General features: G+C 48.8%; 13 protein-coding genes. All 13 read left to right on the forward strand.

Annotated features, from left to right (window positions below; all coding sequences use genetic code 11):
- Positions 1–16 precede the first annotated feature (16 nt).
- The 13 genes from LCF57_RS03885 (at position 17) to LCF57_RS03945 (ending at position 14,736) form a co-directional block, all read left to right on the forward strand.
- Positions 17–970, forward strand: a complete 954-nt coding sequence (locus tag LCF57_RS03885; RefSeq protein ID WP_225999518.1) for an ABC transporter permease — start codon at positions 17–19, stop codon at positions 968–970.
- A gap of 15 nt (positions 971–985) precedes the next feature.
- Positions 986–1,912: an oligopeptide ABC transporter permease gene (gene opp4C / locus LCF57_RS03890; protein WP_225999519.1), complete on the forward strand. Its 927-nt coding sequence runs from the start codon at positions 986–988 to the stop codon at positions 1,910–1,912.
- A 13-nt stretch (positions 1,913–1,925) separates the two neighbouring features.
- Positions 1,926–2,909 (forward strand): ABC transporter ATP-binding protein, encoded by a 984-nt coding sequence (locus tag LCF57_RS03895; protein ID WP_225999520.1) that lies wholly within the window; start codon positions 1,926–1,928, stop codon positions 2,907–2,909.
- Entirely contained in the window at positions 2,902–3,870 is a 969-nt protein-coding gene (locus LCF57_RS03900) for an ABC transporter ATP-binding protein (protein ID WP_225999521.1), read from the forward strand. The genes LCF57_RS03895 and LCF57_RS03900 overlap by 8 nt, the downstream gene beginning before the upstream one ends.
- Before the next feature lie 178 nt (positions 3,871–4,048).
- The gene (gene rpsN, locus LCF57_RS03905; protein ID WP_225999522.1) at positions 4,049–4,318 is read left to right on the forward strand and encodes a 30S ribosomal protein S14; all 270 of its coding nucleotides are present in this window, start codon (positions 4,049–4,051) and stop codon (positions 4,316–4,318) included.
- 235 nt (positions 4,319–4,553) lie between these two features.
- Positions 4,554–5,546: a cation diffusion facilitator family transporter gene (locus LCF57_RS03910; protein ID WP_225999523.1), complete on the forward strand. Its 993-nt coding sequence runs from the start codon at positions 4,554–4,556 to the stop codon at positions 5,544–5,546.
- 239 nt (positions 5,547–5,785) lie between these two features.
- Entirely contained in the window at positions 5,786–5,929 is a 144-nt protein-coding gene (locus LCF57_RS03915; protein WP_318840600.1) for a hypothetical protein, read from the forward strand.
- A gap of 119 nt (positions 5,930–6,048) precedes the next feature.
- Positions 6,049–7,977: a heparinase II/III family protein gene (locus LCF57_RS03920; RefSeq protein ID WP_225999524.1), complete on the forward strand. Its 1,929-nt coding sequence runs from the start codon at positions 6,049–6,051 to the stop codon at positions 7,975–7,977.
- A 16-nt stretch (positions 7,978–7,993) separates the two neighbouring features.
- Positions 7,994–9,904: a glycosyl hydrolase gene (locus LCF57_RS03925; protein WP_225999525.1), complete on the forward strand. Its 1,911-nt coding sequence runs from the start codon at positions 7,994–7,996 to the stop codon at positions 9,902–9,904.
- A 54-nt stretch (positions 9,905–9,958) separates the two neighbouring features.
- A complete protein-coding gene (locus tag LCF57_RS03930) occupies positions 9,959–11,089 on the forward strand; it encodes a glycoside hydrolase family 88 protein (RefSeq protein ID WP_225999526.1) in 1,131 nt (376 codons plus the stop codon).
- Positions 11,090–11,486: 397 nt separating this feature from the next.
- On the forward strand, positions 11,487–11,969 hold the full coding sequence (locus tag LCF57_RS03935; RefSeq protein WP_225999565.1) for an RDD family protein: 483 nt from the start codon (positions 11,487–11,489) through the stop codon (positions 11,967–11,969).
- A 506-nt stretch (positions 11,970–12,475) separates the two neighbouring features.
- Positions 12,476–14,443, forward strand: a complete 1,968-nt coding sequence (locus LCF57_RS03940) for an ATP-dependent DNA helicase (RefSeq protein ID WP_225999527.1) — start codon at positions 12,476–12,478, stop codon at positions 14,441–14,443.
- Complete coding sequence (locus tag LCF57_RS03945) at positions 14,437–14,736, forward strand: DUF6509 family protein (RefSeq protein WP_225999528.1); 300 nt, start codon at positions 14,437–14,439, stop codon at positions 14,734–14,736. Before LCF57_RS03940 ends, LCF57_RS03945 begins: the two co-directional genes overlap by 7 nt.
- Positions 14,737–14,965: the final 229 nt, after the last annotated feature.

Consider the following 14,965-nt stretch of genomic DNA (forward strand, 5'->3'; position numbering starts at 1 on the left):
GTGAAAGGAGTCTGTCATGAGCTCATTTTTAACGAAAAGACTGACATATATGATTATTATTTTGTTGGCTGCTTCGATGATGATTTTTTTTCTGTATGCCATGACACCGGGAGATTTCATTAGCGGTAATCTGAAGCTGTCGCCAGAGAGAAAGGCAGAGCTCAGAGAAATCTATGGCCTGAACAAGCCTATTCTTGAACGCTACGGCAACTGGCTGGAAAATGCGCTGCATGGCAATTTTGGCTATTCGCTTGCCCAGCAGAAGCCGGTTCTGACCTTGTTTAATGAGTATATCTGGAACTCGTTTTTGCTGGCTATTGTATCGACCTTCCTGACCTGGCTTATCGCGGTCATTATTGGTGTGGTTGCTGCTTACAAGCAGTATTCATGGTTCGATACGTTGGTTATGGTGGTGGTTTTTGCTGCAATGTCCGTTCCGTCTTTTTTTATCGGGCTGTATCTGATTAAAATTGCTGCTGTTGACCTAAAGTGGCTGCCACCGAGCGGCATGCTCAATACAGGCAGTAACGCTACAGGCTTGGAGTATGTGAAGGAGGTTCTCCAGCATATGACCTTGCCGGTGATCGTTATGACGCTGCTGGGACTGGGCTCGCTGACCCGCTATTTCCGCAGCAATATGATCGACGTAATCCAGCAGGATTATATTCGCACAGCCCGTGCAAAGGGACTAAAGGAAAAAAAGGTGCTTTTTACGCACGCACTGAGAAATGCATTACTGCCGGCCATTACGCTCGTTGGCTTCGAATTGCCTGCGCTGTTTGGTGGATCGCTTATTATTGAAAAGATTTTTAACTGGCCGGGAATCGGTCAGCTGTATATGCTATCCTTTTCGCTTCGGGATTATCCGCTGCTCATGGGCTTCACGATGCTGATTGCCATATTGAGCGTCATCGGGACGCTGTTGTCCGATATTTTGTATCGCATTGCAGACCCGCGTGTGAAAGTGTAAGGAGGGGGCGAAGGAATGTCATCTGTTAGCAGTAATTTGAGTAAAAGCAGTGCCAGACTGCGATCAGCTGCCAAATCCTCGATGTGGCAGCAAGCGATCAGGCGGCTGTTTAGAAACAAGCTGGCTATGGCTGGTCTGCTTGTCGTGGTATTTATGTTTTTGCTCTGTTTTATCGGCCCGTTATTTTCTCCCTATGCCGATAATAAAACAAATATATTGATGATGAACAAGCCGCCGAACATCCATCACTGGCTGGGAGCAGACAAGCTGGGACGGGATGTGCTGACCCGTGTGATGCAGGCAGGCCAAATATCTCTTACTGTGGGCTTGGCTTCTATGGTGCTGTCTGTCGTTTTGGGGGCTACGCTGGGAGTCATATCTGCCTATTTTCGCGGGATCGCCGATCAGATTATTATGCGCGTTGCTGATTTGCTGCTGACGATTCCCAGTTTGCCGCTGCTCTTTATTATGGGCGCACTGCTATCTGACTGGAAGGTTCCGCCCGATCAGCGGATGTATATTGTTATGCTGATGCTTAGTTTGGTCAACTGGCCGGGGATTGCACGGATGGTGAGAGGTCAGATGCTTAGTTTACGGGAGCGTGAATTTATGCAGGCCGCGACGGTATTGGGACTATCCAATCGCCGTAAGCTGTTCAAGCATTTACTGCCTAATATTTTGCCGTTGCTGATCGTTATCGCTACATTGAACATTGGCGGAGCCATCCTGAGTGAATCTGTACTTAGCTTCTTTGGGCTTGGCGTGCTGCCCACGACACCGACCTGGGGGAATATGATTGATGCCGCGAACAATGTGCTGGATTTTCAGCAGCGTCCGTGGCTGTGGATACCGCCTGGCTTGTCTATTTTTGCTACAGTTATCGCTATTAATATTTTTGGTGACGGGCTACGGGATGTACTTGATCCGAAACATAGAAGGTAGGTGATCATACACCATGAACAATTTACTTTCCATTGAGCATTTAAGCACTCATTTTTATACAGAAGAAGGAACGGTTAAAGCGGTGGATGATATCAGCTTTCGCGTGAAGCCAGGGGAAACGGTGTGTATTGTCGGTGAATCAGGCTGTGGCAAAAGCATTACCGCCATGTCGATCATGGGCCTGATCCAGAGTCCAGGTGGTAAGGTGGCAGGGGGAAGCATCCGCTTTGAGGGTACTGATTTGCTGGAGCTTAGCAGAAATGAGATGCGCACGATTCGCGGACATGAGATATCTATGATTTTTCAGGAACCGATGTCTTCACTGAATCCGGTTATGACCATTGGTGAACAATTGTCTGAGCCGCTGATTGAGCATTTGAAGCTAGGCCGCAAGGAAGCTCGCAAACGGGCACTGGAGCTGATCGAACAGGTTGGCATATCCCGACCGGAGCAGATTGTGAAAAGCTATCCGCATGAGCTGAGCGGGGGAATGCTGCAACGTATCATGATCGCCATCGCTGTGTCCTGCGGTCCCAAGCTGCTTATCGCGGATGAGCCAACTACGGCGCTGGATGTGACAATACAAGCACAAATCCTCGACATGCTGCGTGATTTTAAAGCCCAATCCAATATGTCGTTGCTGTTGATCACCCATGATCTGGGCGTGGTTGCGGAAATGGCAGATTACGTCATTGTGATGTATGCGGGCAAGATTGTCGAGGAAGGCGAAGTGGTACAGCTATTCAATCACCCCAAACATCCTTACACACAAGGCTTGCTCAAATCCAAGCCAGTGCTTAATCAGCGCCAAAAGGAGCTGTATTACATCCCCGGACAGGTCCCTAATCCGCTGGAGCTGACGGCTTCCTGCTACTTTCATGACCGCTGCGAGCATTGTATGGACATTTGTCGCGTGAAGGAACCTACATTAAAAGAAATTTCAGCTCAGCAGAAAGCATCCTGCTGGTTATATGAGGAGGCGGTTGTTCATGGCTGAGCCGTTGTTGGAAATAGACCGCTTAAAAACGTACTTTCCGGTCAAATCCGGGTTAATGAATCGTACTTCAGGACATGTGCGGGCAGTGGACGATATCAGCTTTACAATCCATCAAGGAGAAACCTTCGGCCTGGTGGGTGAATCAGGGAGCGGCAAAAGCACAGTGGGCCGCACGATTGTCAGATTGACGGACAAAACAGACGGTACCGTAAAATACAAAGGGGTCGATCTACACAGCTTGTCTGCAAAAGGAATGCAGGAGCTTCGTCCCAAAATTCAGCTGATCTTTCAGGACCCATACAGCTCGCTGAATCCGCGCGTGCGGATCGGTGATGCCATTGGTGAGGCGTTGCTTGACCATGGTCTGGCGACGAAGGAGGAGGTCCGGTCCATTGTGCTGGATGTGCTCAAGCTGTGCGGATTGTCGGAGTATCATATCGACCGTTTTCCACACGAATTTTCGGGAGGACAACGTCAGCGGATTGGCATTGCCCGTGCGCTGGCACTCCAGCCGGATCTGATCATCGCGGATGAGCCGGTATCGGCGCTGGATGTGTCCATACAGGCGCAGATTATTAACCTTTTCGCCAAATTGCAGGCTGAGCGGGGACTGACGTATTTGTTCATATCGCATGACTTGAGTGTGGTAGAACATCTGTGTTCCCGTATTGGAGTGATGTATCTAGGTTCTATGGTCGAAACAGCTTCGCGTGATGAGCTATTCGGAAACCCGCTGCATCCATATACAAAGGCCTTGCTGTCCGCTGCACCTATTCCGGTGCCGAAGCTGAAAAGGGAACGGATTTTGCTCAAAGGGGATATTCCGAGCCCAGTTAACCCGCCTTCAGGCTGCAAGTTTCATACTCGCTGTCCCTTTGCGATCAACCGTTGCTCCCAAGAGGCTCCACTCTATCGTGAAGCTCGTCCAGATCACTGGGTGGCTTGCCATTTGGTTGAATGAAGAGGTTACAGATACAAGCAGCTTGGATTGACAAGCTACCCGAAGCGGCGGTATATTAAATATTAATCGTAATTATTACAATTTATATGCATTACATCATGTCCATATTCGCTCGTCCATCTCGTGGTGAAGAGGAGAGCCTTCATGATTGACATCAATGACAAGGAGGAACTCTTACATGGCCAAGAAGTCGAAAATCGTAAAAGAGAAGAAACGTCAGGAAATCGTAGCTAAATATGCGGACCTGAGACGTGAGCTGAAAGCAAATGGGGACTACGAAACGTTGCAAAATCTTCCGCGAGACTCATCCCCAACCCGTCTGAAAAGTCGTTGCGAGCTGACAGGCAGACCAAGAGGCTACCTGCGCAAATTCAAGCTGTCCCGTATCGCGTTCCGCGAGCTGGCACTTCAAGGCCACATTCCAGGCGTTACGAAATCCAGCTGGTAATTTAAAAGCGGCAAGTTGGTTGTTTTTAAGTGTCTGGCAGAAGGTTATACAGGGAATGCTCCGCGTCGCAGGATGAAGCGGAGCATTCTTTTTAATGTGACATATATTATAGTTTGTATTGATTCCCCTTAGATGGTTAGGTAAAATATGGACGGGTTATAAATAATACATAACAAATAATGACTACATAATGTGGCTATATCAGATTATGTATACCTCAGGAGGAAGCTACAGGATGGAAGAGAAACAGAGAGAGGACTCCTTTTGGGGTCTGGTGAAAAAAGGGAATAAATCCTCAGGCTCGGCAGCGTTAGGTAATACGGGCATCGCTCTGATTAAAGGAATTGCTTTTGCCTTGACAGGCAGCGGCTCCATGTTTGCCACGATGATGCATTCCATTGCAGATGCAGTGAACCAAATGTTTGTATTTGCAGGCAGTGTACTGGCAGAGAAAAAGCCGACAAAACGCTTTCCTACCGGCTTTGGACGGGTGATTAACCTGTTTTGTATGGTTGCTGTTATTGTCGTAACGATTATGGCCTATGAAACTGCTTTGGAAGGCATTCATTTGCTGCAGCACCCGGCTGAATCTTCACAGGGATTTTGGATTAATGTAGTGGTGCTTATTTTGTCACTGGTGGTTGACGGGTTTGTTTGGAGCAAAGCGATGAAAGAAGTGCTGCATGAATCCAGAGTGGAAGCCAAGGGACTCGGCATTTTTACGTCTGCGTTCCGTCATGTGGGACGTGCTGCGCCGCCAACTCGTCTGGTGTTTTATGAGGATTTGGTGGCAACAACGGGTGGGGTGCTGGCCCTGCTGGCTGTTGTGGTCACATCGCTGACCGATTTTAAGCTGCTAGACGGGATTTCGAGTATTCTTATCGGCTGTCTGATGGTCGGCGTTGCGTTTCGGGTCGGCTACGATAATATGGTGGGCTTGATTGGTGTATCGGCTCCCCCAGATATCGAAGAACGTGTAGCTTCTATTATTCTCGCCGATACGCATGTAACGGATATTTATCAGATGCGTATTTTACAGGAGGGCCGCTACTATCACGTGGAAGGGCTGATTGAGCTTACACCGGGAATGACGTTGGCAGATGCAGATGACATCAAGTTCAGAGTCGAGGATGCTCTGCTACGTGATCCTCATATTTCAGATGCTGCATTAGGTATTTTGGAAGATGACGGGGTTAAAAACTGGAAAAAGCAGGAGCCAGAAATGTAAAACGGCCGAAATGCAAGCAGGAAGCTCTTTTCGTATGATTAGGTCAGCCAGAAACTACTGGTTGGCCTATTCTTATATGAGAAAAACACAATCAATAATACTTGTGAATAATAGAGGTACAATACCTTTAAATGAATAATATTTTCTTATCTATAAGAATATAGGTGAAGAATAATGAAACCAGCTTTTCTCCCTCAGAAGTCACCGTAAAGGAGATAGAAGAGGAATCAGGATATATTGTGGCTCCAAAGCGTTTACTTGCTGTGATGGATAAAAAATTTCATCATCACCCACCAGAGCCTTATCATGTGTATAAATTTTTTATCGAATGCGAGCTTACAGGCGGAGAGGCCAAAAGTGGACTAGAGACGTTAAACCGGTGATCATTGATTAATGAAAAAGAAGAGGGTTGATCCTTTGAATTTAGGCTGATTGTTAGATACAATGAAAGCGTTAACAAAAAGAAGGTGAAACGAATGCTTCTCATGGGGAGGAAAAGCGAATGAGTCTTCTGAAGGAGGCTTGGCCTGCTTCGCGGCTCGTGACGGTGCTGGATGGCGGGGTGCAGGACACAGCAAGGCAACGGTTAAGGAGTGAATGGACAAAAAGGCTGCGGGCGACGGTCGCTGAACCGGTATACGCTGAGCTTTGGGTGGACATCGAACGTGTCTGTAAGAATAGTCGGGAAACACCATGGCCTGAGCTCTCGTTGCCCTTGTTTCGACAATTTGCACATACGGGAGAACGCAAGCCGTATGAGGATGTGTACTTTGAACGGCGTGGACGACTGGCTGCCTTGGTGCTGGCAGCTGTTGCCGATTCGGAGCCATGGCTGATGAAAGAGGTGGAAAACGGGCTGCTGGAAATATGCCGCGAGTACACATGGGCGCTTCCTGCACATGTCAGGGAAGAGGACACGGTGACACCGCCTTGGCAGCAGGTGGATTTATTCGCGTCTGAAACAGCGCAGATGCTGGCTGAAATTTTATTGCTGCTTGGCGAGCAACTGGACGGACATGTGGTTGCTGGGGTACGCGAAGAGGTCGAGTGCCGGGTGTTGGAGCCTGTTTTTTGGCAGCCTCGCCATTTTGAATGGGAGACAGCAGAGCATAACTGGGCGGCCGTATGCGCTTCCGGTTGCGGAATTGCCGCATTGCTGCTGGTAGAAGATAAATCTTCCAGAGCGGTAGCGATCGAGAGTATGCTGAGCACGCTGGATTACTTCCTGGCATGCTACGGGGAAGATGGAGGGTGTCCTGAGGGCGTTGGTTATTGGGTATACGGCTTTGGTTATTTCATTTATTTTGCCGATATGCTGCGCGCGTTTAGCGGGGGAGCCGTAAATATTCTGACCTCGGAAAAGGTCGGAAAAATCGCCGCCTTTGCGGAACGGGTGCATTTGTCGGATGGCATTTATTCCAATTATTCGGACAGCAGTGAAACTGAACGCCTGCCCTCTGGTCTTGTCTCTTATTTGAATGATTTGCAGGGGCGACGATCGGCCCTCCCTTTTCATGTATCTGGTCTGCTGGAGGACCCTTGTCGTCGCTGGGCTCACGTATTGCGCAACCTGGTATGGACAAATCCTTCGGCCTTTGGAAGCGGTGAGAAAGCCGTCGATTATTTGCCACAGCTAGGGTGGCTCATGTGCCGTAGCCATAGCTCTAGTCATAGTTCCAGCCATGGCAGAGCTGCCAGGACAAAGGCTGGGTCAGGCGTAATGCTTGCATTTTCAGCCAAGGGCGGGCATAACAATGAACCTCACAACCATAACGATCTTGGACATTTTATCCTTCATGGCGGTGGCGAAAATCTGCTGTGTGATCTGGGAGCGGGCTTGTATACGAAAGCCTATTTTTCACCGGGACGAGAGTCGATCGTCAACATATCCTCAGGCGGTCATTCCGTGCCCGTAATCAATGGGACCATGCAGCAATCGGGTGCAAGGGCAAAGGCGGTTGTACTGGATATTGCTGTGGAAGATCAGGAGAAGGCACAGACGACTGCAAGGCTAAAACTTGATTTGACATCCGCATATCCAGTAGAAGAATTAACGGTTTTCACCCGCTCTTTTGCATGGACTGCGCTAGAGGGAAACGAGGGAGCAAGGCTTACCATCACCGATCATTTTGAGTTTGAATCGTCCGGCGTGAGTATGAAGCTATGGGATGTGGAGGAGCTTTTGATCAGTCGTATTCAGCCTAGAACAGGAGCGGGCTTCGTAGAATGGAAGGTCACGAAGGCTGTGGTCAGGCTGGATTATGATGCCAGTGTGCTGCATCTGGAGGTGGAGGCTGTAAAGCATGTGGATCATGACGGAGTACCCTTTGTATTTTATAAAACATCGCTGAAATGGTCTTCAGATCGCTGGAACGGTTCTGCAAGCGTAGATTGCAATCTGTTTTTTATCATCAATCAATCTTCATGTTGAATGGGAGGAAGACAGGATGAATAAGCTGCATACAGGTAGCGTGTATCCTTGGCAGACGGAGCTGGAGAGATTTATTGAGCAGCTGGAAGTCACACCGAATCGAGTGGAGGACGGATGGACACGCCAACGTAAGCTTGCCATGCTGGAAAAGCTAGTTCGTGCATATACCTCGCATCAGGATGAAACCGGAGCTATCATTGACCCCCATTCTGAAAGTGAACGGTATTACTCTACCCCAGCCTATGCGCTGGCTGCGGCGGTGCTGGTCAAAGAAGGTCGGCATGATTTACTCGAATCTGCGGCTGCGACTTTGACGCATAGCATAGCTTGTGTAGTGGAGGAAAAAGCGCCGGATCAGCACCCGGACTTTTTTCCCATCATGATGATGGGAGCGTATCGGCTCCTGAAAAATTTGCTGCCAGAGCAAGCCACAGCCTGGAAGCAGCAGCTGAGCAGAATTGAGCCGGAGCAGACTTACATTTTTACGATGAGCAAAATGAAAAATCCGAACCGGATGATCAACTGGAATGCGATTATGATTTCCGGCGAGTTTTTGCGTGCTGCCGAAGGGCTTGCAGCTGATACCGAGTGGATGGAGACGTATATCCGCAACTACCATCTGCCTCGCTTTACCGGTTTGGGACTGTACCAGGATGGTCCGCTGGACCGACCCAATAGCCCGTTCGCCTACGATATCGTCACTCGCTTTCATCTGGGCGTGATGCTGGAGAACGGATATGATGGCGGCTGCGCTCTGGAGCTGCGTGACCATCTTCGCAGAGGGGCGCTCAGCTCACTGCTGGCGTTATCCCCGCACGGGGAAATTCCGCCGCGTGGTCGAAGTGCGCAGCATCAGTGGAACGAAGCGGCTGCGGCCTTTGTCTTCACGACCCATGCACAGCAGGCTAATACAGAAGGCGAGCACGGGCTTGCGGGTGCGTTCCGGCGGGCAGCGGACCTGTGCTGGCAGGCGATTAGCCACTGGCAGATCGACGACGGCAAGCTGCATATTGTCCGCAACCATTATTCGTCTGAGGCACGACATGGCTTCGAGGTGTACTCGAACCACACCTGCTACAGTCTGTGGACGGCGGCTGTGCTGGCACATACCTTGCTGTACGGGGAGGGGATAGAGCGTATTACTCCAGCTTCTATACCTGCGGAGATTGGCAGCCGGGTGCTGGAAATGGACGGCTGGTTCCAGACGGTCATTGCAGCCGTAGAAGGGCAGCAAATGCTTGTGCAGGTGTCGGTCAACGACCCGTACAATATTCCTGGTATCGTGCGTATTCAGCAGACCTCGCTACCGCCACTGATCGGTCCGTCCTCAGGAGGGCACGCCGACCGCGGCTTTACGGGCTTTGCGGAGGGGGATATTTTCCCGCTGAGCTATACTCCGGCCTGGCAAACGGAGGACGGAAAGTGGCACAGCCTGTCGGAGGGCATCCCCGGAACGCTGGAATTCGACCGGGATGGAGGGATTGATCCGCAGGATGGTGGCGGGTCCGTACAGGTGGAGCAAAGCTCAGCATCTGATGGAGCAACGGATTTTACATTGCTATGGAGAGGCCCGTTCCCCGGGGTGAGGGAAATCCGGACACATTATCGTCAGGTGCGTGGAAAAATTGAGGTGAGATATGAGCTTCAAGGCAATATTCAGCATGTGGCGGCACTTATTCCCCTAATGGCGTATGACGGCCGGGAGCGCAGCGTAATTCATCATATTATGTCAGCCGGGGAAGAAACGGAAAGCATTCGGGTGGAATACGCAGGCGCAAGCCTTGAAGTCATCCCGACAATGGAAGGAACGAACGTGGTATGGCCGGAGGAATTGACTTCCGTAGCTTGTCGGAATGGCTTACTCAAGGGAGCACGCCTGGAATGCACAGGTAGTCGCATTTCCTTTATCATAAGGCTACCAGAATAATTTGGGCTGGAGCGATAGACGTTTTTAACCAGTGGAAAAGGGAGAGGAAAAGAAATGACAAATACAGAAGCATGGCTGGAGCAGTCATGGGAGCTGGCTTTGGACAAAACGCTTGCCTTGGCGGCAAGACTGGGGGACGCTTTTCCCCATGTTGCGGAGGGTGGACGCTATGACAATCGTGAGGAACCGTGGTGGACAGCAGGCTTTTATCCTGGGCTGCTATGGCTTGCAAATCGGGCCCGCCCTGACAGCGGAGCTGCCGGGATTGCGCAGCGGTGCGAGAGTCGTCTGGAAAAAGTGCTCTATAACAGTGAGGCGGTAGACCATGATCTAGGCTTTATTTGGCTGTTGAGCGGTGTGGCCGCCCATCGGTTGACGGGAGATGCTGAGTCCAGAAGACGGGGGCTGCTGGCTGCCAATCTGCTGGCCGCTCGTTTTAACGTGAACGGTCGCTTTATTCGCGCGTGGAATTTCCAATCGAAGGACATGGATACACGGGGCGTTGCGATTATAGACAGCATGATGAATCTTCCCTTGCTCTATTGGGCCTCGGAGGAAAGCGGAGATCCTCGCTTTGCTGCTCTGGCTGTGCAGCATGCGGATACCGTGGCACGTGAATTTGTCCGTGCGGACGGCTCCATCGCACATGTGGTCGAATTTGATCCGGAAATTGGAAAAAAAGTCGCCGAGCATGGCGGACAGGGGTTCGCTCCCGGTTCCGCCTGGGCACGTGGCACGGCATGGGCTCTGTACGGCTTTACGCTTTCGTACGGGTACACGCGCGATTCGCGTTATTTGAAGGTGGCCGAGAACACGGCTGACTTTTTCCTGTCCCAACTAGGGGATGCTTGCCTGCCTGTGTGGGATTTTAGAGCATCAGATGGACATCGCGAAGCGTGGGATTCATCTGCGGCGGCTATTGCGGCAAGCGGTTTGCTGGAGCTGGCCAAATATTCGACGCGTGCGGAGCATTTTATCCAAGCGGCAGAGTCCATTCTCATGGGCTTGCATCACACATGCACGGAGTGGGGCGAGGAGCATGAGGGCTTACTGATGAACGGAACCGTACATTATCCTGAGCAAAAATACATCAACGTTCCCATTATCTACGGCGATTATTTCTTTGTTGAGGCATTGGCAAAGCTGCGCGGAGAAGAAGGCTTGTTTAGTGTTGAAAGCACATAAATATAGTGCGTAAATTGGGAAAAATGAGCCCATTCTAATCGTGCTGTGCTATGTCAGGTTTATTACATGAAATTTGAGACAGTGTGTGTGTAAACTTATTTACATATACGCTGTTTTTTTATGCGTGAAAAGGCTGGATTTAATTCGATACCAAAGTACTAATTACTAGGTGGATAAGAGTTTAGAGCTGCATTTATTTTGTACCCAATCAGAACAAATTCATGTAAATAAGCTCTTAAATCCTATGAGGATTTTCATTTTGATGTATGGAAATAGGTCCTTTTACTTGTTTATGAGCCTTTATTCGTAAATTGACAATATAGGTGGGTAGCCGTATGATATCTTCTTGGATAAAGGAATAAAATGGATTTTAAAAAGAAAAGGGGTTATACATATCATGACAGCAACAAGTGATAGCACAAGACGAATATATGGAGGATTTTGGATAAGAACAGCAGCGTTTGTGATGGATTTCATCATTGTCACTTTACTTGTTCTTTTAATAGGAGGAGGAATATCCAGTATTCCATTCCTTCTGGGTATAGAGGAGACTGGTTTCGTACACGTGTTGGCTCTGCTGTGGCCCTTGATCTTTTGGCTCGTGTTGCCATGGCTGTATTGTGTTCTTTGGGAGTCATCGAAGGTAAAAGCAACACCAGGGAAGCTTGTATTTTCTCTAATTGTAGTAGACAAGGATGGAAAGCGGCTTGGATTCTGGCACGCCTCCGGGCGTTACTGGATTAAAGCTATTTCTTTTGTGATTATTCATATTATTTACATTGTGGTCGCTTTTACTGCGAAAAAACAGGGAGTCCACGATCTTTGTACCAACACCTTTGTTGTACATAAAAAAGAGTTGCAGCGATATGAACAGCAATAGTATTTTATACCAATATCAGTGCTTGTGACCAATTAATAGGGGGTAAGTAGTCTTTTATTTTTAAAATAATGGGGAAATATGAATTCATGCGTCATACTTATGAGCTTCAAGCGGGCGCTCCCGTTCCTTTCTTTGAAAGCCATAACTTTTTCAAAAGCTTTTTGGAATATGAACAGTATTGGGAGAAATTTTATATGTTCCTTTTCCTAAATTCAAACCCGGATATAGTGGGCAAACGTGTCGTTATGGATGAAGCCAATTTGCTCTGGGATTCTAACCTTTAAAAGGTATGGAAATCTGAGAATCCCGGGGCAACAGCGATCGTAAGATCAAATGCTACACGTAGCGTCTAACTCAGACGAAACCATGTTCCCTTTATTTTAAAGAGATTCTTATTTCGACATAAAAAAATGCAGCCTGTTCTTACAGTTTACATATTCCTTTTAGGTCGTTTTGGGTTATAATGAAAGGATGCACATTATGAACGAATTGGAGGCACAGCCCGATTGACTACTTATCCTTTTGCCTTTGATCCGTCCAAGCCGTTTATTGAGCAGGCAAGTGACTGGATTGCGGATGTATTTTATGAAGTTTTGCCTGAAGTCGGCTTTGAGGTTCGGGATGAACAAATTTATATGGCATTTCAGCTGGAGCGTGCCTATAAGGAGAAAAAGACCATTTTTGCGGAAGCAGGTGTGGGCACGGGTAAAACGCTGGTGTACCTGCTGTACGCCATTGCATATGCCCGGTACATGAGAAAACCTGCGATTATCGCCTGTGCAGACGAGTCACTGATCGAACAACTGGTTAAGCCGGAAGGGGATATCGCCAAGCTGGCACAGCATTTGAATCTGACGATTGATGCCAGACTGGGTAAGTCGCCGGATCAGTATATCTGCCTAAACAAGCTGGACGAGGCTCGAAGCGGGCTGGATGAGGATGCGGATGCCTTTCGTGATATTTATCAGGACTTGCCGGATTTTGTCCATTTTCCAGACACGCTGCAGTCCTTCACCCCTTACGGGAACCGCAAGGAATATCCTGAGCTGACGGATGAACAATGGAGCAGACTGGGATGGGATGTTTTTCAAGACTGTCTCGTTTGTCCTCAGCGTCATCGCTGCGGACAGACGTTGTCCCGCGATCATTACCGCAGGGCGGTAGATTTAGTGATCTGCTCACATGATTTTTATATGGAGCATGTATGGACCTATGAAGCTAGAAAACGTGAGGGGCAGCTCCCGTTGCTACCGGAGCACAGCTCTGTTGTCTTTGACGAAGGCCATTTGCTGGAGACAGCGGCACAGAATGCGCTCACCTATAAACTGAAGCATACACAATTCGAAGCGATTATTACCCGTCTGCTGGAGGGGGAAATACGGGAATCCCTGGCAATGACGATTGAAGATGCGATATCCCAAAGTGAGGCTTTGTTTGCTGTGCTTCAAAAGAACAGCCAAGCTGTACATGGCTCGGACCGCAAGGAATTTAATCTGGATGAGTCACTGATTCGAGAGGTGAACCGTTTTGGTGACCTGATCGGCACCATTGAAGAGGAGCTTGTCTTTGAAAGCGGACTATTCTCGCTGGATGAGTACCAGGTCAAGATCGTGGAAGAGCATCTTGAAATGATCCAGACGGCCTTGGCCTTGTTCAAACGCCCTGAACGTTTGATTTCATGGGTGATTGAGGATCAGGACGGATTAACGCTCGTGGTTATGCCCAAAATGGTAAAGGAGATTCTCAAGGAACGAGTATTTGCCCAGCATATGCCTATCGTATTCTCGTCAGCTACCCTTTCCGTGGAGAACTCCTTTGACTACATGGCGCAGAGCCTCGGAATTGAAAATCCGCTGACATTTTCCGTGCCTTCACCTTATGACTATGCTGATCAGATGCAGACGGCGCTGTATCCGTCACAACCGGGGCATAATCCTGTCGAGAGGGTGCTGGCGCTACTGGAGAAATCGCAAGGCAGAGCGCTTATCCTGTTTCCTTCACGGGAGGAACTGGTTGCATTTCAAATGGGCCTGACTGCTTATACGGAGGCTTCTGCCTATCGTTTTCTGTACGAAGGTTCGGCGGAAATCAGCCATCTGATCTCGGCTTTTCAGAATGATGAGGAAAGTGTCTTGTGCGCTGTTACTTTATGGGAAGGACTGGATATTCCTGGACCGTCTCTGTCGCATGTCATCATCTGGTCGCTGCCTTTTCCTCCGAATGACCCAGTGTTCACGTCTTTACGCAAGGATGCGACGGATCCATTTATGCAGATAGATATGCCTCATATGGCGCTTAGACTTAGACAAGGTATAGGACGTTTAATTCGCTCGCGTAATGATCGGGGCTGGATCTCAATTATGGGTGAGGATTTAAATCGTCATGAAGTACGTACTCAAGTTGAACAGCTACTGCCTGCGGGCGTAAAATGCACAGTAATTGAAGGAAATCCGGAGGGAATGAAGACATGTTAAATTTCACATCGTACACGGTGGAGCAGATTAAAGACGCTTTTGGTATTTTGAGTGGGCAGCGGTATGAATTTATCATTGAGGTTGAAGTTGAAGAGGACGACGAGCTCTACACCGAAAACGGACTGCATATTCGCGCCCTTTATTTAGTAGACGAGGGAGAATCCAAATTGTTGAAGTATGAGCTAATTGAAAAAGTAACGAATCGTTACATTGATCTTGAACTTGAAGAAGATGAGTTGCAGGCTGTTGAGAACTTTTGCAAAGAGCATGTACAGGACGGGACTGCAAAGTAATAGAATGGAACATATAGCGGACATAGCTAACCTATAACGATTCATGATGTATAAAGGAGTCCTGGCATGATCAGGCTCCTTTTTTTCATGACCAGACAACAAGGGGATATATTTGTTTTAGCGTATTCTGTCCCACACATTCACTATAAACAGGATCATTCCAGCCGCGAGTAAGCCCCACCCAGTGATGACCCACATGCCAGCATCTGGCACCTCGTGATGTTGGCCT

The sequence above is a fragment of the Paenibacillus sp. BJ-4 genome, from assembly GCF_020404765.1.
Classification (GTDB): Bacteria; Bacillota; Bacilli; order Paenibacillales; family Paenibacillaceae; genus Paenibacillus.